Source organism: Nostoc sp. ChiQUE02, from assembly GCF_034531305.2.
In the GTDB taxonomy this organism is placed as follows: Bacteria; Cyanobacteriota; Cyanobacteriia; order Cyanobacteriales; family Nostocaceae; genus Nostoc.
Genome location: NZ_JAVRBN020000065.1, coordinates 1 through 24,130, shown reverse-complemented (window position 1 = coordinate 24,130; position 24,130 = coordinate 1). Strand labels below are relative to the sequence as shown.

The following is a 24,130-nucleotide window of genomic DNA, read 5'->3' as shown; positions in this document are numbered from 1 at the left end:
TTTGGTGCCGTACTCTCGCCGATAACACACCCTACAGATACTTAGATTTTTTCAGAAATCAAATCGGATTCCTATAGTATATAAGGCTTTAAGCTCTGAACTGGTTATTAATTAATTTTAGAAGTACTGTACTAGCCTTTAACGAGAACTTTTAAAATCCTCTCAGTTATCAACATTATAGTAAGGAAGGTATATGCAATTAGCTTCACAGCAATTTGAGTCGAAAGATGTCAAAGTACAGCTTCTTTTAACTGGAGGACATAAATACACTCTTTATTTAAAATCAGATGCACCTGTACTGAATAGTCTTTTAACAACAATTGTAGCTCGTGCCTACAAACAAGAATCTGATTTACAGAATTTGTTCCAAATTCCCATAAATGAAGGCCGTTCGGTTTTGTCTTTTCCTAGCGAACATCTTATAGGCGTGGTTACAGAACCCCCAATCTTTGTACAGCAATCAGAGAAAGTACAATTGCAAAATGATTATATTTTGGCTTCTGATTATATACAAATAGATAATTTTCTTAAACCAGAAGAACACAAAAATTTACTCAAATACGTCCTGGAAAAAGAGTCGGATTTTTTGCCAAGCAATACTTCTACCAACGATATTAACTATCGCCAATCAATGGTTGTCTACTCATTTCCTGAATTTTCCGAACTGATATTGAAGAGAATTCAAGCAATGATTCCTGATATCTTGAGCAAATTAAACTTACCATCATTTTCTGTATCACAAATTGAAAGCCAACTAACTGCACATAATGATGGTAACTATTACAAACTTCATAATGATAATGGCAGTCCAGATACTGCTACCAGAGAACTAACATACGTTTATTACTTTTATCAAGAACCAAAATCATTTTCTGGCGGCGAGTTGCTGATATACGACAGTAAAATTGAAAATAACGTATATGTAAATGCTGAGACATTCAAAACAGTCGAACCTCGCAACAACAGCATTGTATTCTTCCTCAGCCGTTATATGCACGAAGTACTGCCTGTGAAATGTCCCTCTCAAGCTTTTGGAGATAGTCGATTTACTATCAATGGCTGGGTGCGTAGATAAGCGAATTCAGTATAATCACTGTACACTACCACAATGAATATTTAACTTTAGGGAAGGCGATCGCCTTCCCTAATTTATTGCAAACTTATAGCCAATAGACTTTCTGAGTAATATCTCTCATTGCATTATAAATAGTCTATCAATATTACTTAAGTAATTTATTTATAAGTTTTAAATAAAGATTTAATTCACTAATTAAAACTAGAATTATTACGTAATTATAATAAAGTTTTTTTCATAGTATAAATACTTGGGCAGTGGAAAATAATTAGAAATAAGTCATTTATTTATCCTGTATTAAATTTTTGATGAAGCTTAAAAAAACAGTACTAAATTTCTTTTTTTTGTGTCAATTTAGATCAGGGAATGATGTCAATGACGCTCGTATAAACATCATTATTAGGAAGCTTTTTCATATCTTGTTTAAGACAAAGAGGTTTGATTTACATGTCTCAAGCATATTCAAAAAAAGTAATTGGTTATATAAGTTGTGGTCTATTATCATTCACCTTAGCTTTAGGGTCACAAATACCCCAAGCACAGGCCGGTAACGGTAACGGTAACGGCAACAAAAATACACCCGCGCCTGCACCTGCGCCTGTGCCTGCACCTGCACCAGCACCCGCGCCTGCACCTGCGCCTGCACCAGCACCTGCACCAGCACCAGCACCCAAGAGTTTGGGTTCTATAAGTTTTTCAGCTACAGGAACCAATACCTACGACAAATCTAATGATCCTCTGGCAGCGTCAGTCCTCTTTAATTACCTAGACAATGGTTTATTGTCACTGACCCTGACTAACAAATCTTCTGTAGGAATCTCAAACCCTTCTGATGTTCTGACATCAGTCTTCTGGGACTATGCTGGTTCTCCCCTAAACAACTTATCGCTGGTTTCGGCTCTAGCTTCGACAGTAACCTCAAGCGCAGGCTCCACCACTACAAAAAATGTTGATCTTCTAGCTCTAAATGAATGGAAATTGCCAAATACTAGTAATACTGGAGGACTTCCTGGCATTGACCAACACTACGGTCTGGGTACAGCTGGCTTAGGCATTTTCCAAGGTGGTGGTGGACAGCAATTCAATTACGGCATCATCAGTGGTTACGCTAATGATGCAAATCCAGCCGTGAGTTCGGGGACTTTTGTTCAAGGTTCAGCTACTTTCCTGCTATCAGGGCTAACCTCCAACTTTGACATCACTAAGATTGGCAACATCCGCTTTCAGTACGGTACATCACTAGGCGAAACTAGTATAAAACCTGCGACAGCGCCAGCACCAGCGCCAGCACCCGCACCAGCACCCGCACCAACGCCAGCACCTGTACCAGCGCCAGCACCAGCGCCAGCACCAGCACCCGTACCAGCGCCAGCACCAGCGCCAGCACCAGCGCCAGCACCAGCGCCAGCACCAGCACCAGCGCCAGCACCAACGCCAGCACCAGCGCCAGCGCCAGCACCAGCGCCAGCACCAGCACCCGCACCCGCACCCTCAGCACCGCCTTACTATCAACCTCCTGCACCTGCACCTCAACCGAAACAAGTGCCTGAACCCAGTACAACCGCAGCGTTAGGATTATTTGCCTTGGGTGTTTTCAGACTCCAGAAGAAAAACAAAAAAAATATTTCCCAAAATTAAACTACACTGTTGAGTTTTAGTAGGAGGGAGCTTAAATATGGGTTTAGAAGAGCATAAGCACTTCTAAACCAATTTTTGTTAGAGGTAAAAAACGCTAAACTAGAATTCACCCAAATAATTCCTGCTTTTTAACTAGCGCTTTGTACTGAAAAAATTTGAGCAATAAAAACAATCTCAATATAATTACTCCTATTGCTAGCATTTAAACTGAAATATTATTAGCTTGTTAGGTCGGATGCAAAATAAAAATAGCCTACATATTTGGCTAGCATTAACTTTGCAGTCTAAATAATTAAATGTTTGTAGAGACGCTATGCGTAGCTTGCTTCCCCAAATGGGTATACTACAAACTAATCTCAATATTTTTTATATTACTTAACACTATTTTGATTTATTCTCGCTTACTTACATCAACTGCTTCTGTAGATTAGGTTATGAAGGGATAAAGCAGCCACAGTCAGTGGCAAAGCTCTAAAATTAAGAAGTATTAAATCAAGTTGAGGACATCATGGCTGCAAAAGTAGAAATTTACACCTGGAGGACTTGCCCGTTTTGTATTCGTGCCAAAAATTTGCTGAAGAACAAGGGAGTTGAATTTATTGAATACAGCATTGATGGAGATGAGGCAGCCAGAAATAAAATGGCTCAAAGAGCAAATGGACGCCGTTCTTTACCGCAAATCTTCATCAATGACAATCATGTTGGTGGTTGTGATGATATCCATGCTTTAGATAGTCAAGGCAAGCTGGATGAGCTACTAACTTCTAGCAATAGCGTTTAGATTCATAAGGTATTGCGCTAGCGACAAGCCGCTGCAAATTACACGGCAGTCGCTACAACTTTGGAAGGGAGAGCAACGCGCTGCTTTATTTACGGGCTTTTTTCTCACAAAAGCGAATATGTCCACAAGATTTTACTCTCCAGGTTCTACTCAGCAGTACAAATATACGTCAATTGGTGAGAGCATCAAGAGATAATAATTGAATAACCATTTAATTTCTTGGTGATTGAGGTATAAAGGGTGAAACTGGCTTTTATCATTGATCCCATCCATCTACTTGACCCGTGTCATGATACCAGTATTGCCCTGATCGAAGCAGCGCAAATCTTGGGACACGAAGTTTGGGTGACTCAGGCAAATCTGCTGAGTGTGGTGGAGGGCAAAGCTTGGGCTGTCCTACAGCGAGTTGAAGTTGTACCAGTACAGTTGGTGGAGGGACGCTGGGTAGCGGCGAATCCTTGGTATAAGTTGAATGATTCCTCCTTGACTTCTTTAGAGACAATGGACGCCGTATTTATGCGGACAGATCCACCTGTTAATGATTCCTACCTCTATGCCACCTACATTCTGGATTACATCGATCAAAACAAAACCCTGGTGATTAACAGTCCTAGTGGCATCCGAGGGGCAAATGAGAAAATGTACGCCCTCCAGTTTACCAAAGCAATTCCAGAAACGATTGTCAGTGCTGATAAGCAGTTTATCCGGCAATTTGTCGAAGCACAGGGGGCAGCAGTTCTCAAACCGTTGGGTAACAAAGCTGGGGAAGGAATTTTATTTTTGCAATCAGGCGATCGCAATTTTAACTCTATTGTAGAACTCAGTACCCTCCAAGGTCGAGTGCCTGTAATGGTGCAAACCTATTTACCGGAGGCAAAAGAAGGAGATAAGCGAATTATCTTGCTCAATGGCGAACCAATTGGTGCGCTCAATCGCCTCTCTAGTGGAACTGATTTTCGCAATAATATGGCAACTGGTGGCACAGTCGCTCAAACGGAAATCACCCCAAGAGAGTATGAAATTTGTACCCAAGTAGCCGAACGCTTACGACAAGACGGCTTAATTTTTGTAGGTATTGACGTTATTGGTGGCTACCTAACTGAAGTTAACGTCACTAGTCCCACCGGAATTCGTGAGATTGACCGACTAGATGGCACTCACCTTGGTTATCAGGTTATTCAATGGATTGAACAGACACTAAAAATCAAAAAATAATTTATTAATTAATATTTATTTTTTGGTTCGTGTCCTATTTTCTAGAAGACAGACTTCCTTCCGAAACTTGCGTGGGCGAGTTTCCCACGCAACTTTCTTTAAGTAAATATATTTACTTCTACCGAATATGATTTTACTGGAGCGTGGGGTTAGATGTAACGATGTCTACGACAGGCTACGCCTACACATTCATAGTCGGTCAGGCTTCGGTTTGTTCCAAAAGCACAGCCAGACATGTGAGCCAACAGACTCCTGCCTAAGTTCATTCTATAAGTAGCGTTAACGAGTTTCTTTACCAATGGGCAAAATTAGGGATGGCAACGGATTGCTTACCCCTGCTTTTGGTAAAACCCTGGAACTAGCAGATTTTATACAGCACTCAGCCTAACCTGAGACTGCTAATTTAATCTAAAATCTCAAATCCAAAATCTTTTAATTCCTTGGTGTTCGTCGGTTTCTCAAGAACTCAGGTATATCCAATCCAGGTTTTTCTTTTGGTTCTGGAGTTGGAGTTGAACTTGGAGTTGAGGTTGGGGGATTAACTGCGGGTTGCTGTGTTGTTGGACGCTTGGAGGTATTAGGTGCTACTCGAACATTAGCTACGCTTTGTTGTACTACAGCTTGCACTTCACCTGTAAATCCTGTGGCAATTACAGTAATTCTTACCTCACCTTGGAGTCTGTCATCAATTACGGCCCCAAAAATAATATTGGCGTTGGGATCAACTACCTCATAGATTGCTTCTGCGGCTGCATTCACTTCATGCAAAGTCAGGTCAGTCCCACCAGTAATATTAAATACAACTCCTCTGGCACCTTCAATAGAACATTCTAGTAATGGTGAAGAAATAGCTGCGATCGCAGCTTCTCTAGCTCTAGATTTTCCAGAACTCACTCCAATTCCCATCAATGCCGATCCCGCATCTGCCATCACAGCTCGGACATCAGCAAAGTCAACGTTTACCAAACCAGGGATCGTGATGATATCGGAAATACCTTGTACCCCTTGACGTAGTACATCATCTGCATAGCGAAAAGCTTCTTGCACAGGCGTTTGTTCCGGGATCACTTCCAGTAGTTTGTTGTTGGGGATAATGATCAGTGTATCTACTCTACTTTTTAGTCCTTGAATACCTTCTTCTGCTTGGCTGGTGCGGCGGCGTCCCTCAAAAACAAATGGACGTGTGACTACACCAACAGTAAGAGCGCCCATTTCTTTGGCCACTTCTGCCACGATTGGTGCTGCACCAGTCCCAGTACCACCCCCCATCCCAGCAGTGATAAATACTAAGTCTGCTCCCTCTAAAGCTGTAGCAATTTCGTCCCGTGATTCCTCTGCTGCCTTTTGACCAATGGCAGGATTACCACCTGCTCCCAAACCCCGCGTTAGCTTCTGTCCAATTTGCAATCGACTTGGAGCGCCAGCTAAGGTAAGAGCTTGAGCATCAGTGTTAATTGACCAAAACTCTACCCCAGAGACATCAGACTCGATCATGCGGTTAACAGCATTGCCACCACCACCACCAACACCAATCACTTTGATGTTGGCGACCCGACCAGGAACAATCTCGCCTATTCGGCTATTTTCCGCAGAAATTTTCTTATTATCGTGATTTTGCCCGAAGTTCAGCCCAGAGTTATTAAAGGGATTGGTCGAGTTAACTGCCAGAGAGAACCCTGGCTGTCCCGTAGATTGGGAATTTTTATAGGTAAGTCCTTGGTTATTATCAAGTGTCATTGGATTTGTGAAAGGTTAGATAAACGACTTTTTCAGGTGTTATTCACCTCAGAGTCAACTTTAGTTTGACAGTGCCACAATACTATGGCACTGTTCTTTACTGTTTTCACTACTGCCAAGCCTAACAGAATAGGCAGTACGAAAATTTGCTATGGGATAAGCTTTTAAGGCAGCCGATCGCACAGCCAATTCTAGAGAAGTATACCTATATTTATCTAAAACTGACCTGTATAACTTCAACCAGACATTAATCTCTTCATTATTCTCAGCGGAGGGCATAACTTGTAAAGACACACTACAGTGCACCTTCTCTGCCTCAATAATAATATTGTTAATAGGTTTCACCATTGGGGATGATTGCAACTTTAGACACAAAATTTACTTTCCACTTACTTATCCTTAAATTAAAGTAAGCAATAATTTACTTGTCAGACTATACCTGATTAATTTGTTGTTTGGGGGGTCTTAATGGACACTTTGTTGAAGCAATAGTCTATCCTACGAGAACCCTCACTAGTGCGGTCAAAAAATCAAGATTTTCTAAGAGGTTTTGTCACCCAATAGAAATTACGGCACAGAGTAGTCCAAACTTATTGCCCAGAAGCAATACTTACGCAATTCAGAGTAGCATTATTCGTTACAGGTAGAAACTTCAGTAAATTATTTGTAGAAGTGTCCTCAACAGACCAAAGCCAGGTGTTTTTGGCTCTGCATTTGGATGGCGGCGTAAACTGTTCTCATCAGTGCCTTCTGTTCACGAGTCTGATATTAATGAAAAACTCAAGCATTTTTCTCTTTTCCGCACTGGGTTTAGTCAAAGAATATATGAGCAGAAAGCGTTTTGCACGCTATTGACCATCATTGATTGTCCGACATCTTGCACCCTACTATTAGATGTTAGGGTAATAATTGAGGGTCTTTTACTCGCAATAGAGATTTTATGATTGATTTTCTCATTTTAATTAGAAGTTAATGCCGATTTTCGTGCGGGTTTGCTGGAAAACTGAAAATAATAAATATATTTATCAGCATAAAGCTTCTTAATTAACTATGAGCGCTCAATACATTAAATACCCTAGATGTTTTTAAGAATTTTGGGAGCTAATTTTTGGGTTTTTTGGTTCATTTGTACTAAAGGAAATTCGGGATTTTTCAGATCAATATACTCTATTTGACCGGAATTGAATTTTGCTGCTAAATGACGCATTTGGGCGAGTAGCTTAATTTGTTCAGACAACTGAGGACCTGGAACGCCGAGATGCACATTTCCTAGTTCTGTTTTCAAAATTAAATTCGTTGGATTTTGGCAATCAATTTCCATCACCTTCACGGGACTTTGGCTGATAGCTTTATGAAGTTGAGTCCAGTAGAGGCAGTATTGTTTTGGCGAACCAATTACTCTGAGATTGGGTAATTTACTAGTGGGATTCAGTGATGTGTATTTTTCTAAGGGCATCCAGACCCCACTTGCATCTAGTAAGCCGATTGTTACTTTTTTGTTACCATTAGTCTGATTTTGCTCTCTTGGTGTTTGAGTCACCGCTACAGGTACTCGTTCTTGGATTTCGATGATTAATCCAGGAGGAAACAGGCGACGTCTCACGATCGCTTGGGCAATAGTTGGTTGTTTTTTCAAAGAGTTAGCGATCGCTGACGGTTCAATTCGCCACAAAGACTGGGGGTAAGATAGTACCAACAGTGACTGAGTTGTCTCATCCGAAAGTAATTTATTACCTGATTTCATGACTATTTGTTTGGGAGCTTTTAGCATCCATACTGGTTGGACTGCCACCCACAGCAATCCACCCGCCAAAACAGTAATGGCAAAGCTTCGCCAAATAGCCTGAATAATTTTCATCTGCCGCTGCCGACGTAATTTTTGACGACGCTGGGCTAGATCTGTGCGAGAAACTGATATTATGCCAGCCATTCAAACCCCTTTCTGGTTGCAATCTAAATTCCTTGACGCGCTTGTATCATTATTAATTTCAGTAAACACTGTTGGCATCTGTTAGCCGCTCTCCTCAAGACTTTTTTTATTTTTAGTAACACTTTACAGTAACTACACAAAGATTATGGCGCTAGTCATCATTCCTATTAAAGTTTCCGGTGTCCATTTTTAACTGACTGTAGCCTTTTTGACAAGTTATTTTTGAAGATTATTTCCCTAAAGATTACAAAATATTAATTTAGATGTTTAGGATTTTGTTTTCTTGACAAATAGAATGTGAAATGATAAATAAGTATTCCTGAATCTCTGTGTACCTTGCTATAATTCATACCAGTCCTACTCGTCAGCTATACAAACTGAGAACCATGTAGTCTAGTAGCTTTTTTTACTTATCCACTGATCCCCAAAGGTTTGTGGCAGGTCAAACAAAAGCTAGAGATTGTCAAAACCTCGATAGCAGGTGTAAAAAGGACAGATATGCTTAAGGTTATTAGGGTCAATTAAATCTCTACCATACTACTGACAGCTACTGACAGTAATCCTGCACCAAGTGCTGTCCCTTGCAAGACACTACCAACTTGCAAGTTAATCGTATGCCTATATCCCTGATAGAGATTAATTGTATAAAAAAATATGAATTAAACTGCATCTCCACACACGTCTACATACACCTCTACATACATGAAAACGACATTAAATTTGTCACGTTTTTATAAAGCATGTAACCCAAGCTACACGCTAAACATAAGTAACGTGCTAGATCGTCAGTATTACATAGATTTTGCTGATGTACGTGGTTGCAAGATTGTCGAAGAATTACAACGGACTATCGTTCGGATTTCTCCTGATGAGCCAACCTGCCAGTTATTTACAGGTCATATTGGCTGCGGTAAGTCAACGGAATTGCAACGCCTCAAGACAGAACTAGAATTGGCAGGATTTCATGTGGTTTATTTTGAGTCCAGTCAAGACTTGGACATGGCAGATATTGATATCAGCGATATTTTGCTGAGTGTAGCCCGTCAAGTCAGTGCCAGTTTAGAAGGTATTGGCATCAAACTCAAACCTGGTTACTTTACTAATTTGTTTAAAGAAGTAGGCGATTTTTTGCAAAGCCCCATAGAGCTTTCTGGACAAGCAGAGTTGTCCTTGGGTATTGCCAAAATTACCGCCAAAACCAAAGATAGCACTCAGTTGCGGAATCAACTGAGGCAATATCTGGAACCACGTACCAATAGTATTTTGCAAGCGATTAACGAAGAAATTTTAGAAAAGGCTGTTGAACAGCTAAAGCTGCGGGGTCAAAAAGGACTGGTAGTGATTGTAGATAATTTGGATCGAGTGGATATGCGTCCCTTAGCATCCGGGCGATCGCAACCAGAATATCTCTTTATCGACCGAGGCGAACAGCTACGCCGACTCAAATGCCACCTAGTTTACACCATTCCCCTAACGTTAATTTTCTCCAATGAGTATGAGACACTGAAAAATCGCTTGGGGGGAGGGATTGCGCCAAAAGTACTGCCAATGGTATTGGTGCGGCAAAGAGATGGCAGTGACTACGAACCAGGGATGTCACTAGTGCGCCAGTTAGTTCTAGCAAGAGCTTTTCCAGAAGTTCCTTTGAATGGAAGGCTTTTATTAATTACAGAATTATTCGATCACTCCCAAACCTTGGATCGTCTATGTCGCGTTAGTGGTGGTCATATTCGTAACTTATTGGGTTTACTTTATAGCTGTCTGCAACGACAAGATCCACCTTTTTCTAGGGATTGCTTAGAAGCTGTGATTAAGGACTACCGCGATGATCTTCTATTAGCTATTGATGAATCCCAGTGGGAATTATTGTTTGAAGTAGTACAGCAGCAGAGAGTTAAAGGTGAGTCTGACTATCAAAGCTTACTAAGAAGCATGTATCTGTTTGAATATCGCGATCCTCTAGGGCGCTGGTTTGGCATCAGCCCAGCCTTGGCAGAAACAGAAAAAGTTTTGGCTTGGCAACAAAACAAGTAACAGTGCTGGATGAGCCAATTGTCATTAGTCATTAGTCATTAGTCAATTGTCCTTTGTCATTTGCCATTGGACTAATAACTAATGACCAAGGATCAATGCCCAATACTTCTCTACGAGAGGCTTCTCTTTCAGAGACGCTAACGGCTCCCTTCCCTACAGGACGCTACGCGTAGCTTGCTTCCACGTTCGCGTAGCGTGCCGTAGGCAAGGGGTACGACTGCGCTACCTCGGCTCCGGTTCCATCGAACGACTTGTACTGAGCGTAGTCGAAGTAAGTCGAGATGCTCGGCACAAGTCAGGGCAAGTCGCTCAGTACAAGTGCCCAATGCCCCATTCTTAACGCTCAATTCCCAATGCCCTATAACCAATGAGTAATGACAAGCAGCTACGCGTCTACACCAAAGAAAATCAGCATACTTTGCAAAGACTTATTAGAGCGATCGCGCTTTCTGAAGGTCAATTTGCCCTGATTTTAGTTCGATGTAACTATGGGCGATTACGTGAGCAAATGTTAGAGAATATTCGCTCTATCACCAAAGACATCAATATCAGAGAAATCGTTCTCAATCCATCAACTACTTCCTTACACAACACAATAGTCTCAGAACTATCTTTAGATAATCCTGCCGTCCTTACAGACTCTTTGCCATCTGCTGTGATGGTTTTCGGTATTGAGTCAATTATCGACCTGGAAAACTTACTTACAGGCATCAACCAAGCACGAGATATCTATGCTGCGACTTTTCCATTTCCAGTGGTGTTGTGGTTACAAGATGAAGTAGCATCACTGCTTTCAAGATTAGCACCTGATTTCAAAAGTTGGGCTGCAACTACTATTAAATTTGAAATGACCAAAGCAGATTTAATTGCTTTGATCCACCAAGAAGCAGAATCTCTATTTGCCAAAGTTTTGGAAGCAGGTGCTGAAACATTTTTATCTAATGCCTTTCTAGATTTAGATCCCAAATCTCAACACCGCCACGAAATAGAATCAGCCCGTAATGATTTACTGCGCCTGTATGGTGTTCAATTAACACCAGGATTAGAAGCTAGTTTAGAATTTGTCTTGGGGCGAGATAAATACGCCAACGATCAAATTAATGGTGCTTTAGCCAATTATCAAAAAAGCCTAGCGTTGTGGCAGCAGGAAGCGAGGAGAGTAGCAGAGTGGGAGAGTAATTCTTCTTTCCCCCTCTCATGTCATCACCCTACGCCTCCCTCGTCTTTACTCAAGCAAGCAATAGTAATATTCCACCTGGGGCTGTGTTATCACCGAATGGCAGATTTATACCAGAATACTAGTAGCTATTGCGAACATGCTCTCTTGTGGTTTAAACAATGCTTGGAGCTATTAGAAGAGGTACAAAGAGAAGACTTAGTTGCTAAATTTATTTTGCCTGCTTGTGAAATGCTGCAACGTTTACAAGCTTGGGATGATTTAAAAGAATTAACTCAAAAGTCATTACATCTACATAAAACTTATGGAACTCCTGCACAAGTTGCTCAAAATTATGGCTTTTTGGCAAATGTGGCGGCTTCTGAGTCGAATTGGGTACTAGCTCATGAATTAGCGAATACAGCACTTTCTATCTCCGAAGAAGCAACAGAAATTTCTCTACGAGACGCTTTGCGAACACGACGACAAGAAAGTTGGTATCTTCTCTTGCTAGCACGTACACAGCGGCATCTAGGTGAGTGGGAGGAGGCTATCAATAACTTGGAATGGGCAAGGGTAGTTTGTGAGCTACAACATCAGCCATCACTTTACTTGGAGATTTTAGAAGAACTGCGATCGCTTTACTTTTTTGAGCGTCATGACTATACAGAAGCCTTTAAGCTGAAGCAAGAAAAAATTCAAATAGAACATCAGTATGGCTTTCGTGCCTTCATCGGAGCAAGTCAATTGCAGCCACAACGCCCCAGAATTAACCCAGTACTGGAACCTCACAAAATACCATTTATTCCTGAAGAAATTGCCCAAGAAATATCTGCTTCTGGACGACAACAAGATGTCAATCGCTTAATTGAAAGAATTACCCGCGCTGACTATAAACTCACAGTAATTTATGGCCCATCAGGTGTAGGGAAAAGTTCAATTCTCAAAGCTGGTTTAGTTCCAGCACTAAAGGGAAAAATTATTGGTGAGCGCATCCCCATACCTATTGTTTTGTCTGTTTATACTGATTGGATTACAATCTTAATCAGCAGTATAAACCAAGCGCTGGCATACACAGGAATATCGGTTAATCTTGACTCTACACCCACAATAATTTTAGAAAAAATTCGGTTAGCATCTGAGCGCAATTATACAATAATTATAATATTAGACCAGTTTGAAGAATTTTTCTTTATTAGTAATCCATCCATACAAAGAATAGAATTCTACAAATTTTTTAGTGAATGTTTAAATATTTCATTTGTAAAAATTATTCTTTGCCTAAGAGAAGATTATTTACATAATTTATTAGAATTTGAACGTTTGAGCCAGAAAAATAGTACTGGATTATATGATTTAGGTGTAATTAATAAAAATATCCTCGATAAGGACATTCGCTACTATTTAGGAAAATTCACTAGCCAGGATGCTAAAGCTATAATTCACAGTCTTACTCAACGTTCACATTATGAACTGAGTGATGAATTAATTAACCGATTAGTCCAGGATTTGACAGGAGAACTAGACGAAGTACATCCAATTGAATTACAAATAGTTGGTGCTCAACTACAAATAGAAAACATTACCACACTTGGAGAATATAAGCTTTGCGGTGGCTCGGAAAAGTTGGTGGAACGCTGGCTTGGGGAAGTTATCAAAGACTGCGGTCAGGAAAATGAAGAGTTAAGTTGGAAATTATTATTTGAGTTAACTGATGAAAAGGGGACGCGACCTTTAAAAACTAAAGCTGATTTAGCCGCTGCATTAGTTAATAATTATGATCTAGATACAATATCAAGCTTTGACACAGTTGGAGAACTGATTTTAGAAATATTAGTGGGTTCAGGTTTGGTGTTGCTAGTCAGAGAAGAGTTAGGCGATCGCTACCAGTTGGTTCACGATTATTTAGTTGAACCAATTCGCCAAAAAAACAACTATGGTATACTCGCAGAATTAGAAAAAATCAAACTTGAAAAAACTAGAGCTGAAGTAGCCCAAAAACTTAGTCAAAAGCAACTTAATTTGGTATTACAACGGCGACTGCGAGAAGCACGTTTAGCAGGTGCAGTCCTGGCAATCATGGGGGGAACAATAGCAGCATTATGGTGGCAAGCCGACTTGCAAAAAAGAGCAGCAATCCGCCAAACTCTACGAGCTGAACGCAGTGAAACAAACTTGAAAATCAGTGCGCTCACTGCTGCTAGCGAAGCTTTGTTCGCCTCAAATAAAGAGTTTGATGCCCTATTAGAAAGTTTGCGGGCTTGGAGAGGGCTTAAACAGGCAGATGGAGTGCAGCCAGATACCCGAATGCGGGTGGTGACAGCCCTACAACAGGCAATTTATGGGGTAACGGAGGTTAACCGCTTGGAAGGGCACACTGATATTGTCTGGGGAGTAACTTTCAGCCCGGATGGTCAGTTGCTAGCATCAGGTAGCCGAGATCAGACAGTGAAACTTTGGCGTCTTGACGGTACCTTACTCCAAACCCTCAATGGCCACACTGATGCTGTCACCTGTGTAAGTTTTAGCCCTGATGGTCAAACCCTAGCCTCCGCCAGCCTCGACAAAACAGTGCAAATCTGGCACAAAAACCCGGTTACAGGTGAATTTGACCGCAAGCCATATAAAACCTTAAAAGGACATGAAGATTGGGTTTATAGCGTTAATTTCAGTCCTGATGGCGAGTTGTTAGCTACTGGCAGTAAAGATAAAACCGTAAAACTCTGGCACAAAGACGGTAGCTTAGTAACAATACTAAGAGGACATCGAGGGTGGGTTAACTGGGTAAACTTCAGTCCCGATAGTCAATTCATCGCCTCAGCCAGCGACGACAAAACAGTGAAAATTTGGCGGCGGGACGGTAGACTCGTTACAACTTTGCAGGGACATCAGCAGGGTGTGGTTGTAGCTGTTTTCAGCCCGGACGGTAAATTGTTGGCGTCAACAGGTCGAGATAAGACAGTAAAACTTTGGCGGCGGGAAAGTAACAGCACTAAAGACGGTTTTGACTTTCGTCCTTACAAAACTTTACGGCAACATAGCAGTACAGTCTGGAGTTTGAGCTTTAGTTCCGATAGTAAAAAGTTAGCTTCCGCAGGTGAAGACAATACCATAAACCTCTGGAGTACCACTGGTACCTTACTTAAAACCTTCAAAGGACATAGCGATGCTGTTGTCAGCATCGCTTTCAGTCCAAATAACAAATTACTGGCTTCAGGAAGTTTCGACAAAAGCGTGAAACTATGGAGTTTAGATGCCCCAACACCGTCTATTCTTCGAGGGCATCAGGATCGAGTTTTGAGCGTTACTTGGAGTCCCAACGGTCAGATGCTAGCTTCTGGTAGTAGCGATCGCACTGTTAAACTTTGGCAACGATACACCAGTAGTGGCGAGGTAAAAACCCGACTTTACAAAACTTTGGTAGGGCACACAAATAAAGTTCCTAGTGTCAGTTTTGACCCAAAAGGTGAAATGCTGGCTTCAGGAAGTTATGACAAAACTGTAAAACTTTGGCGGCTTGACGGTACTTTAATCATGACTCTCCACGGACATAACGATAGTGTAATGAGCGTGAATTTTAGCCCTGATGGTCAGTTTTTGGCATCAGCTAGCAAAGATAAAACAGTGAAACTTTGGAACCGTGAGGGCAAGTTGCTCAAAACTTTAATGGGGCATCAAGGTTGGGTAAATAGCGTGAATTTCAGCCCCGATAGTCAAGTTTTAGCCTCTGCCAGTGATGACCAAACTGTGAAACTTTGGCGCACGGATGGTACTTTGCTTAAAACTTTTTCGCCTCATGACAGTTGGGTATTGGGTGTCAGCTTTAGTCCCACCGACGAGTTGCTGGCTTCTGCTAGCTGGGATAACACTGTGAAACTCTGGCGACGGGATGGGACGTTGTTAAAAACCCTATTGAAGGGGTACAGCGATAGTGTCAATGCTGTGACTTTCAGTCCCAATGGTGAATTGCTAGCCGCTGCCAGTTGGGACAGTACAGTGAAACTTTGGAGCCGTAAAGGCAAATTAATTAAAAGTCTCAATGGGCATCGTGCTCCGGTATTAAGTGTCAGTTTTAGCCCAGATGGTCAAACACTAGCATCAGCTAGTGATGACAACACGATAATTCTATGGAATTTACACCTTGATGATTTGGTTGTTCGTGGTTGCGACTGGGTGGGCGATTACCTCAAGCACAACCGCAATCTTGAAAAGCGCGATCGCCTTCTTTGTGATGGGATAACCCGTACAAACCCTTTTTAATTATGAATTATGAATTAATAATTAGGAATTAAGTTGAAGCCTCAATGAGCAACCGCTCTTGGTTTAGCGGTTGATGAGGCGATTCAGAGTTGTTAATTCAGAGTTAGAAATTTATTTCGAGATCATCAGCCAAAGGAGCGATCGCTCTCCAAAACTTCATGGCTATTTTCTTCGGGAGTCTGTTGTGGCAAATTCGCTAAAAATGCTTGTAGTCTCATGCGCTCAATATAAGGCCAGCCTCCCTCAGACTCAATATCTTTCAGCAGTGAGTAGAGTTGCCGACGGTTAACAGGCAAACTCTCTTGAAAAACCCCATCCCGGATCTCTCGGTGTAACTGCTCTAATTGCCGCAGCAAAGCCAAAAGAGCTACAGTATCGTCTTCACAAGCTGTAGCTGCATCATACACCACGGTTGCGATCGCTTGCAGTTTACAGGACAACTTCTCCGATTCATTATTTTTGTTATTGTTCATGCCACCCTTTCCGTATAAATGAGGCCAACTCAAATTTACCGGAGATTTTTAATTTTCCCTAGTTTGCCAGTACGATTCCTCTAATCACCCCTGTTTCTCTGTCCCCGCGCCCTCGTGCTTGCCCTAGTCAAGGTGAATATAACTAGATTTGTATCTTTATAAAAAACAATTGCGATCGCTCCTAAAAGAGCGTATTAACCTTTAGCATAGCCTCCACAGCAGCTAGATGCGATCGGGATGAGACTTTCTTGGATTTTGAGTACTTTGATTTTGAGTTAAAAAAAATCGTATGATCTGGCTGATTTCCCCATCAAACAATGGGCTGTATGTAGTGGCGTCACATACATGATACAAAAAGACTTGGGCGACGCCGCTTTTGCGATATGCAAGAGCAAAATGCGAAGCAGACACCCCTCTTCGAGGTAAGCATTTATGCTGCTCTGTGTGGGGGTTACTTACCCACCCTCCCAACTCTAAACAAATGCCACCAACAGTAAAACTGCTGGTTTTTGCTCCTCTAGTAACACACATCCACAATGGATGCAGTGTGCTACTTAGCTTGGGGTGTAAACCCCAAGCTAAAGAGAGCGACACGTTTAACTACGTTTAGCAGAGAAAAGTTTGAGCAGCGGCTGACAACCTAGACGCCCAGACACTTGCTTCAACTCTCTTAATCAGAGCAAAGCTGTGTCTGACCAAAGGTAGCTTTTAGCAGAGTAGCGGCTTCTCATTAGAGATCAAAGCTTCGATGCAGTTTTACAACTTAGATATTAATTTTTGAGATTGAGGTTGACCATGAGGTATCGCGCTTTAATTGTTGCATTCTTGGCTTTGTGCTTGGGGCTAATAACTGCTTGTAGTGATGCTCCTGCTAGTAGTAGTGGTAGAGATGTACTCACTTACGATCAAATTCGTGGCACTGGCTTGGCTAATAAATGCCCCCAACTAGCAGAAACAAGCCGTGGTTCCATTCCCATTGATTCTAGCCAGTCTTATGCCATCAAAGAACTTTGCTTGGAACCAACTAGCTTCTTCATCAAAGAAGAACCTGCTAATAAACGGCAGGAAGCAGAATTTGTTGCTGGCAAATTGCTGACCAGATACACTTCCACCATTGACCAGGTGCAAGGTAACCTAAAAATCAACCCAGATAATAGCCTGACTTTTGTAGAAACTGATGGTCTTGACTTCCAAGCCATCACTGTGCAACTTCCTGGTGGTGAGCGAGTACCTTTCCTCTTCACCATCAAAAACTTGGTTGCTCAAACCCAACCCAGTTTGAGCAGTATTAACACCTCCACGGACTTTGAAGGCACCTTTAAAGTTCCTTCCTATCGTGGCGCTGCCTTCTTAGATCCCAAAGGTCGTGGTGTCGTCAGTGGCTACGATAATGCCGTGGCTCTCCCCGCCCAAGCAGATGATGAAGAACTTACTCGCACTAATGTCAAGCGTGCTGAAAATCTCAATGGCAAGATTTCTCTGCAAATCGCCAAAGTAGATAATTCTAGTGGTGAAATTGCTGGTACTTTCGAGAGCGAACAGCCATCTGATACAGATTTAGGTGCTGGCGAACCTAAAGAAGTGAAGATTCGCGGTCTATTTTATGCACGGGTTGAACCGACTCGTGGCTAAATCCTCTGAAGTAACGGAACTGACTGGCACTCAGAACTACAATTCTGTAAGTAACAGGTTTGTTCACAAAAGTTAACTTATCTACCCTCTTTTTCAGGAGGGTAGATAGGTTTTTTACAAAGATGGGGAAAAGTTAAAGCCGAGCAAAATTGCGAGCGAAATAATCCTTGGATTGGGAAAAGTTTGATACTTCGGTTTTGTGGGTGGCTTGATTCATCCCTTTAACCTTTTCCCTTTCATTAAAAGACTATACACTTAAGTACAAAAAGGGTGAGATACCCTTTTTTTTATTGGCTTGCGTAATTATACATAGAATTTTTTAAAAAATATTAGTAATTTTTAATTATTAGATAAATTTCCATTGAATGGGCACGTAATTTTACTGTAAATTCAACTTTTGCTTATCCAACAAAAACCCAACTACTGTTGTTTTATTTCTATAAATTAACTTCACCATTAATTAATTCAAATTAAGTACAATCTCGGTTTGAAATTTAGTAATTAATTTTATATTTTATTCCTATGTAGTTCTAAAAAACCTACAGGTCATACCAAAGATAAATAACAAACTAAATACCGATTTCGCCCATTTAAATTTTGCTCGATTGTCAAGCAATATATAAAATTTATTCTAGAAAAGCTTTGTTATCAACCATAGTATTTACTAGAAAAAATAGCGAGATGTTGTCTTTGAAGTAGTGCGATCGCAGCTTAATTTAAAAGCGAATAATTGATTCATTATTTGCTCAATAAACCCGGTGCTATGCCTACCACAGTCACCACTGAACTAAAACACGAAATTTGGCAGTTGTTGCGAGAATATCAGCAATCTCCGTCAGAAAATGTCCGCAATCAACTGGTAAAACTCAATTTTGGACTTGTGAGAAAAGAAGCTCACTACTGGACAAATCAATGTCATGAAACCTACGATGATTTGCTCCAGGTTGGATGTTTGGGTTTAATCAGGGCTATTGAAAGATTTGAACTTTCTAAGGGACATGCCCTCAGTTCCTATGCTCTTCCCTATATTCGGGGTGAAATTCAACACTATCTCCGAGATAAAGGTGTCACCGTGCGAATTCCTCGGAGATGGTTAGCGCTCCAACAGCAAGCAATAGGAGTATCACGTTCTTGGCGTGAAAAACATAATCGCCAACCGACCGACTCGGAATTAGCAGCAGCACTGGAAATTTCTCCAAACGAATGGCAAGAAATTAAATTAGCATGGGTCAATCGCGCTCCCTTGAGTCTCGATGTCCCAATCCAAGATGGAGAAGAAGGCTCTACCTGCTTGGGAGAATTGGTTCCAGATCCTAACTATCGTAGTTTTCAACTGGCACAAGAAGACCAACTTCGCTTACAACAAGCATTAGTTCAGCTAGAAAAACGCACCCGCGATGTGTTGGAATGTGTGTTTTTGCAAGATTTGACACAAAAACAAGTTGCAGAACATCTGGGCATCAGTGTAGTAACGGTTTCCCGTAGAGTCAAGAAAGGCCTAGATTTGATGAAACAGCTTATGGGTGTGGCAGAGGACTAACTGCAACAAACGCCAAGCCGCAGTTATGCTGGGCAGGCAGTGCTAAAAATAACCCTTGAAATGTAAAAAATTAGGTTATAAAGGGAACATACTTTGCCTTTGATACAAATTTTAGGCATGTTGATTTCCACTTTTCAATTTTCCAATGGCTTTTGAGAACAGCTCATGGGCAGAACTTCAAAAATTACAATTGCAGCTATTTTAACTTTGGCGATCGCTGGATGTGCTTCTGAAGATACACAACAAGCCATCAATCCTGTGCCGATTCCCAAAATAGCAAAAAAGTCGCCACCAGCGGCTCAATCCTTTAAGAATCCAGTGATACCTGCCAAACAGGTTTCACAAGTTACTCCTGCATCTGTTAACTTGATTCAATCCACTAATGCTACAGAACGGGCACGGGAACTTGTGCTATCAAAAGATCGAAGTGACCCTTTTGCACAACTTTTCGGGCAGACGGTTCCCGGAATGTCTAAAACATCTGGAAGACCAGTTCCCATATTGCCTAAGCTACCTACTCCATCACTAGCAGGACGAAAACTTCCAGCACGCAGTATAGCTTTAAATCAACAGAAATCTGTACCAAAAAAAGTCAATTCTACCTTGACTTCAGTCTTGCCTAAGGTTTTGCCTCAAGTTGTCCCCAACCCCACTTTAGTCTCTGTATTGCCACCGCCAGCACAGCCTGAGTTAGCAAGGGCAGTGGTTGTGACTGGTGTAGTTCTAATTAGTAAGGAACCACAGGCAATTATCAAAGTACCCGATGAGCCGACAAGTCGCTATGTGCAGGCGGGACAGCGATTAGCAAATGGCGTACTCGTTAAACGTATTGAAATGAATCAGGGCTACAACCCCATCGTGATTTTGGAACAATATGGTATCGAAGTTGCCAAAATGGTAGGGGAAGGGGCTGTCAACTCAACGCCGTCAGCTGCATCTGCTAGCGGCAATCCTATTTCAGTGACAACGCCTCCCCAAAATCCTTTTAGTGTGGGAGCTTCATAAAGATGGAGACTAAGGAAAAAATTGAATTCGCTGGTTTACCTTTAGCAGTCTATAGAGAAATAGCAGCGCATTTACGTCAAGTTGAAGGGGTGGAAGTGGATTTAATTCCCCAGGCATCCCAACAGTTTGATTACAATCAAAGTCAAATTGGTGGCTTGAGCCTCTCGTGGACAGCAAACTCTGGTTTAGAAAGTCGGCAACGAGTTAGCCAGATTTTGGTTTACTATCAAAATCGCTATATGAATCCTATTTGATTTGTGAAAATCCAAAGCCTCAGGTTCCCGAATTCTTAGAGAAGTCGGGAATTTTGTTGTTCACAAATGATAAGTAGGGCTATGATCTCTGACCACTTCAGTATATATTCCCAACTCCTGGCTCGGAATTTCCTCCATAGTCACACCGAAGTGATCGCCTTTCTTTTGCTCTTTCTCCCACAGAACAGCGATCGCTGCATTTAATACAGCTCGATAAAGAGTACTGTCTAACGACCTCACAACACGCAGTAAGGTGAGGATTTCAAAAAGCAACGTTATGATAATTAATGCATTAATTGAGCTTGGGTCTAATAATAAATAAGTTGGCACAAATAAACCTCCACAGTACGGAGACGATTAATCGCCTCTCTACAGCAGTCAAAAACCATTGCTCTTGACTGTTATTTAGGTGCTGCGTCCAACCAAAATCAGCCGTTGTACAAATTTCCATAAGGATAATTGAAGTGACTAGGACTAATTCAGACTTTCTTTCCTCCAGTGATCCGGCGATCGCGGAGTTAATCAACAATGAACTACAGCGTCAACGAGACCATTTGGAGTTGATTGCTAGCGAAAACTTTACCTCGGCTGCTGTACTAGCGGCTCAAGGTTCGGTACTGACAAATAAATATGCTGAGGGATTACCTGGTAAACGCTACTATGGCGGTTGTGAGTTTATCGACAAAATCGAGCAACTAGCGATCGGCCGCGCTAAACAGATATTCGGTGCTGCTCATGCGAATGTGCAACCCCATTCTGGCGCACAAGCGAATTTTGCAGTGTTCCTATCACTGCTGGAACCAGGGGACAAAATTATGGGGATGGATTTGTCTCATGGAGGACATCTCACCCACGGTTCACCTGTAAATGTCTCAGGTAAGTGGTTCCAAGTTAGCCATTACGGTGTCAGTCAACAAACAGAGCAACTTGACTATGAGCAAATTCGGGAGCTGGCGCTGAGGGAGCGTCCTAAGCTACTGATTTGTGGTTATTCGGCTTATCCTCGTATAATTGACTTTGAAAAGTTCCGTAGCATTGCTGATGAAATCGGCGCTTACTTACTGGCGGATATTGCCCACATTGCTGGTTTAGTTGCTAGTGGTCTTCATCCCGATCCCATTCCTCATTGTCATGTGGTCACAACAACTACACATAAGACTCTACGCGGCCCTAGAGGTGGTTTAATTTTGACCAGCGACGCAGAACTAGGTAAAAAGCTGGATAAATCTGTTTTTCCTGGCACCCAAGGCGGGCCATTGGAACACGTCATTGCTGGTAAGGCAGTAGCTTTTGGAGAAGTCCTAAAGCCTGAGTTTAAAACCTATTCTGCCCAAGTGATTGAAAATGCTCGTGCCTTGGCCGAACAACTACAAAACCGGGGCTTGAAATTAGTGTCTAATGGCACTGACAACCATTTGATATTAGTAGATTTACGTTCTGTAGGTCTAACTGGGAAGCAGGCAGATCAGCTAGTCAGTACTGTGAATATTACTGCTAACAAAAATACTATTCCCTTCGATCCGCAATCACCATTTGTTACCAGTGGTCTGAGGTTAGGTTCACCAGCAATGACCACGCGGGGCTTGGGAGTAGCAGAATTTACCGAGATTGCAAATATTATTAGCGATCGCCTGCTTTCTCCAGATTCCGACGTAGTAACCCAAGATTGTCGGCAACGGGTAGCGGCATTGTGCGATCGCTTCCCCTTATATACTCACCTGGAAATTCCTGTACCAGCACTAGCATAAGGCATGGGGAAGAAGCAGAGGGGCAGGGAGCAGGGAGCAGAGGGTAAAGAAAAGAGGTAATTTTTTATTCTCCTCCTTGCCCCCTACTCCGCCCGCCTCCCCTGCCTCCCCTGGTCCCTCATCCCCCACTCCCTACTCCCTTTTCCCAATCCAATGAGTGCAGAAATTATTTGTGTTGGTACTGAACTATTGCTAGGAGATATTCTCAACGGCAATGCTCAATTTTTAGCGCAACAATTAGCCCAGCTAGGGATTCCCCACTACTATCAAACAGTGGTTGGGGATAATCCAGAACGGTTGAAGCAAGTTATAGAAATTGCTATTTCCAGAGCGCAAATTCTTATTTTCACTGGTGGACTTGGCCCAACCCCAGATGATCTCACCTGCGAAACCATCGCCGATTTTTTTAAAGTCCCGCTGGTAGAACGCTCTGACATCATCGAAGACATAACCCAAAAATTTGCCCAACGTGGTCGGATTATGTCACCAAGTAACCGCAAGCAGGCTTTGATTCCTCAAGGTGCAGAAATTCTACCCAACCTCACTGGAACAGCACCCGGTATTATTTGGCAACCTCGTCCTGAAATCACGATTTTTACCTTTCCCGGTGTTCCCAGTGAAATGCACCTGATGTGGGAAGAAACAGCCGTGCCATTTCTCAAAAGTCAAGGTTGGGGTAAAGAAATTATTTACAGTCGGAGTTTAAAATTTTGGGGTATTGGTGAATCTGCTTTGGCAGAAAAAGTTGCTTCCTATTTGAAGTTGCCAAATCCCACAGTAGCCCCTTATGCAGGTAAGGGGGAAGTAAGATTGCGAGTCTCAGCTAAAGCAACTTCAGAAGTAGCAGCAGAAACGTTAATTGCGCCCATTGAAAAACAACTTAAAGAAATTGCCGGACTGGATTTTTACGGCGTTAATAATGATACTCTTGCTTCCGTGGTTGGTCAGTTGTTGCGGGCATCGAAAGAAACGCTCTCGGTCGCAGAATCTTGCACTGGTGGCGGTTTAGGGCAAATGTTGACTGAGATTTCAGGGAGTTCTGATTACTTTTGGGGTGGTGTAATTTCTTATGACAATTCGGTGAAGGTTGGGCTGCTGGGGGTTAACCAGGGAGATTTAGATAGATTTGGGGCGGTAAGCGCTACCGTTGCAGAGCAAATGGCAGTTGGGGTAAAAACTCGACTTGGAACCACTTGGGGATTGAGTATCACTGGTATTGCTGGCCCAACTGGAGGGACAGATACTAAGCCAGTGGGTTTAGTTTACATTGGTTTAGCTGGGCCAAAGGATGAAGTGGCAAGTTTTGAGTATCAGTTTGGTACAGTGCGAGGTCGAGCTTTAATTCGTCATGTCAGTGCAAATGCAGCGTTGGATAATTTACGGCGGAAGTTGTTGACGAGGTAGGAAGTATATTATGTTTGTCATACAAGTTGTATGACAAACGAACCTAAGGATGTGAATTAATGCGCGATTATGATGACGAGTATGCTGACAAACTAGCCTAGACGACTTGCTTCGGATTTGGGTGGCAATATTGAGCTAATGCTGGCATATTTAATGGCACTGGCCACAGAAAACTAGGGCGTGTCACCAATTAGGTAAACTGGAATGATAACTGCTGAAGAAAAATAGGCAACAGGGAAACGATGACA

19 protein-coding genes are annotated in these 24,130 nt (G+C 42.1%); 12 read left to right on the top strand and 7 right to left on the bottom strand.

What is annotated here, in order from left to right; genetic code table 11:
* Positions 1-193: 193 nt before the first annotated feature.
* The 4 genes from RM347_RS32440 to gshB all read left to right on the top strand — a co-directional run bounded on the left by RM347_RS32440 (position 194) and on the right by gshB (position 4,709).
* Positions 194-1,075, top strand: coding sequence for a 2OG-Fe(II) oxygenase (locus RM347_RS32440; RefSeq protein WP_322720734.1), 882 nt, complete (start codon positions 194-196; stop codon positions 1,073-1,075).
* 447 nt (positions 1,076-1,522) lie between these two features.
* On the top strand, positions 1,523-2,713 hold the full coding sequence (locus tag RM347_RS32435; RefSeq protein ID WP_428850657.1) for an XDD4 family exosortase-dependent surface protein: 1,191 nt from the start codon (positions 1,523-1,525) through the stop codon (positions 2,711-2,713).
* A 508-nt stretch (positions 2,714-3,221) separates the two neighbouring features.
* Positions 3,222-3,494: a glutaredoxin 3 gene (gene grxC / locus RM347_RS32430; protein ID WP_322720735.1), complete on the top strand. Its 273-nt coding sequence runs from the start codon at positions 3,222-3,224 to the stop codon at positions 3,492-3,494.
* Positions 3,495-3,734: 240 nt separating this feature from the next.
* Positions 3,735-4,709 carry a glutathione synthase gene (gene gshB / locus RM347_RS32425; RefSeq protein ID WP_322720736.1) on the top strand — a complete coding sequence of 325 codons (975 nt, stop codon included), beginning with the start codon at positions 3,735-3,737 and terminating at the stop codon, positions 4,707-4,709.
* Positions 4,710-5,141: 432 nt separating this feature from the next.
* On the opposite strand, the gene ftsZ is transcribed toward gshB, so the two are convergent.
* The 3 genes from ftsZ to RM347_RS32410 form a co-directional block, all read right to left on the bottom strand.
* Positions 5,142-6,446 carry a cell division protein FtsZ gene (gene ftsZ, locus RM347_RS32420; protein WP_322720737.1) on the bottom strand — a complete coding sequence of 435 codons (1,305 nt, stop codon included), beginning with the start codon at positions 6,444-6,446 and terminating at the stop codon, positions 5,142-5,144.
* Positions 6,447-6,506: 60 nt separating this feature from the next.
* Positions 6,507-6,740, bottom strand: coding sequence for a hypothetical protein (locus RM347_RS32415; RefSeq protein ID WP_428850656.1), 234 nt, complete (start codon positions 6,738-6,740; stop codon positions 6,507-6,509).
* A 781-nt stretch (positions 6,741-7,521) separates the two neighbouring features.
* Positions 7,522-8,376: a cell division protein FtsQ/DivIB gene (locus RM347_RS32410; RefSeq protein ID WP_322720739.1), complete on the bottom strand. Its 855-nt coding sequence runs from the start codon at positions 8,374-8,376 to the stop codon at positions 7,522-7,524.
* Positions 8,377-9,078: 702 nt separating this feature from the next.
* Between RM347_RS32410 and RM347_RS32405 the strand changes: the two genes are divergently transcribed.
* Positions 9,079-10,410, top strand: coding sequence for a P-loop NTPase fold protein (locus RM347_RS32405; RefSeq protein ID WP_322720740.1), 1,332 nt, complete (start codon positions 9,079-9,081; stop codon positions 10,408-10,410).
* Positions 10,411-10,547: 137 nt separating this feature from the next.
* On the opposite strand, the gene RM347_RS32400 is transcribed toward RM347_RS32405, so the two are convergent.
* Complete coding sequence (locus tag RM347_RS32400) at positions 10,548-10,757, bottom strand: hypothetical protein (protein WP_428850655.1); 210 nt, start codon at positions 10,755-10,757, stop codon at positions 10,548-10,550.
* Positions 10,758-10,777: 20 nt separating this feature from the next.
* On the opposite strand from RM347_RS32400, the gene RM347_RS32395 reads away from it, so the two are divergent.
* Positions 10,778-15,826 (top strand): hypothetical protein, encoded by a 5,049-nt coding sequence (locus tag RM347_RS32395; protein WP_322720741.1) that lies wholly within the window; start codon positions 10,778-10,780, stop codon positions 15,824-15,826.
* A 125-nt stretch (positions 15,827-15,951) separates the two neighbouring features.
* Here RM347_RS32395 and RM347_RS32390 read toward each other — a convergent pair whose 3' ends face one another.
* A complete protein-coding gene (locus tag RM347_RS32390) occupies positions 15,952-16,299 on the bottom strand; it encodes a hypothetical protein (protein ID WP_322720742.1) in 348 nt (115 codons plus the stop codon).
* Positions 16,300-16,521: 222 nt separating this feature from the next.
* Positions 16,522-16,893, bottom strand: a complete 372-nt coding sequence (locus tag RM347_RS32385; RefSeq protein WP_322720743.1) for a hypothetical protein — start codon at positions 16,891-16,893, stop codon at positions 16,522-16,524.
* Positions 16,894-17,094: 201 nt separating this feature from the next.
* Between RM347_RS32385 and RM347_RS32380 the strand changes: the two genes are divergently transcribed.
* The 4 genes from RM347_RS32380 (at position 17,095) to RM347_RS32365 (ending at position 20,730) form a co-directional block, all read left to right on the top strand.
* Positions 17,095-17,931, top strand: coding sequence for a photosystem II manganese-stabilizing polypeptide (locus RM347_RS32380; protein ID WP_322720744.1), 837 nt, complete (start codon positions 17,095-17,097; stop codon positions 17,929-17,931).
* A 763-nt stretch (positions 17,932-18,694) separates the two neighbouring features.
* The gene (locus RM347_RS32375) at positions 18,695-19,471 is read left to right on the top strand and encodes an RNA polymerase sigma factor SigF (RefSeq protein WP_322720745.1); all 777 of its coding nucleotides are present in this window, start codon (positions 18,695-18,697) and stop codon (positions 19,469-19,471) included.
* Positions 19,472-19,636: 165 nt separating this feature from the next.
* Positions 19,637-20,476 carry a hypothetical protein gene (locus tag RM347_RS32370; RefSeq protein WP_322720746.1) on the top strand — a complete coding sequence of 280 codons (840 nt, stop codon included), beginning with the start codon at positions 19,637-19,639 and terminating at the stop codon, positions 20,474-20,476.
* Between the two features lie 2 nt (positions 20,477-20,478).
* On the top strand, positions 20,479-20,730 hold the full coding sequence (locus tag RM347_RS32365) for a hypothetical protein (RefSeq protein ID WP_322720747.1): 252 nt from the start codon (positions 20,479-20,481) through the stop codon (positions 20,728-20,730).
* A gap of 60 nt (positions 20,731-20,790) precedes the next feature.
* On the opposite strand, the gene RM347_RS32360 is transcribed toward RM347_RS32365, so the two are convergent.
* On the bottom strand, positions 20,791-21,060 hold the full coding sequence (locus tag RM347_RS32360) for a hypothetical protein (RefSeq protein ID WP_322720748.1): 270 nt from the start codon (positions 21,058-21,060) through the stop codon (positions 20,791-20,793).
* 134 nt (positions 21,061-21,194) lie between these two features.
* Between RM347_RS32360 and glyA the strand changes: the two genes are divergently transcribed.
* A complete protein-coding gene (gene glyA, locus RM347_RS32355) occupies positions 21,195-22,478 on the top strand; it encodes a serine hydroxymethyltransferase (protein WP_322720749.1) in 1,284 nt (427 codons plus the stop codon).
* A 153-nt stretch (positions 22,479-22,631) separates the two neighbouring features.
* Entirely contained in the window at positions 22,632-23,882 is a 1,251-nt protein-coding gene (locus RM347_RS32350) for a competence/damage-inducible protein A (protein WP_322720750.1), read from the top strand.
* The last annotated feature ends 248 nt before the right edge of the window (positions 23,883-24,130 follow it).

Bases quoted from the DNA above. Each gene is read 5' to 3' on its own strand.
- RM347_RS32440 (WP_322720734.1), top strand. From the start codon at position 194: ATGCAATTAGCTTCACAGCAATTTGAGTCGAAAGATGTCAAAGTACAG.
- RM347_RS32435 (WP_428850657.1), top strand. From the start codon at position 1,523: ATGTCTCAAGCATATTCAAAAAAAGTAATTGGTTATATAAGTTGTGGT.
- grxC (WP_322720735.1), top strand. From the start codon at position 3,222: ATGGCTGCAAAAGTAGAAATTTACACCTGGAGGACTTGCCCGTTTTGT.
- ftsZ (WP_322720737.1), bottom strand. From the start codon at position 6,446: ATGACACTTGATAATAACCAAGGACTTACCTATAAAAATTCCCAATCT.
- RM347_RS32410 (WP_322720739.1), bottom strand. From the start codon at position 8,376: ATGGCTGGCATAATATCAGTTTCTCGCACAGATCTAGCCCAGCGTCGT.
- RM347_RS32405 (WP_322720740.1), top strand. From the start codon at position 9,079: ATGAAAACGACATTAAATTTGTCACGTTTTTATAAAGCATGTAACCCA.
- RM347_RS32395 (WP_322720741.1), top strand. From the start codon at position 10,778: ATGAGTAATGACAAGCAGCTACGCGTCTACACCAAAGAAAATCAGCAT.
- RM347_RS32390 (WP_322720742.1), bottom strand. From the start codon at position 16,299: ATGAACAATAACAAAAATAATGAATCGGAGAAGTTGTCCTGTAAACTG.
- RM347_RS32380 (WP_322720744.1), top strand. From the start codon at position 17,095: ATGAGGTATCGCGCTTTAATTGTTGCATTCTTGGCTTTGTGCTTGGGG.
- RM347_RS32375 (WP_322720745.1), top strand. From the start codon at position 18,695: ATGCCTACCACAGTCACCACTGAACTAAAACACGAAATTTGGCAGTTG.
- RM347_RS32370 (WP_322720746.1), top strand. From the start codon at position 19,637: ATGGGCAGAACTTCAAAAATTACAATTGCAGCTATTTTAACTTTGGCG.
- RM347_RS32365 (WP_322720747.1), top strand. From the start codon at position 20,479: ATGGAGACTAAGGAAAAAATTGAATTCGCTGGTTTACCTTTAGCAGTC.
- RM347_RS32350 (WP_322720750.1), top strand. From the start codon at position 22,632: ATGAGTGCAGAAATTATTTGTGTTGGTACTGAACTATTGCTAGGAGAT.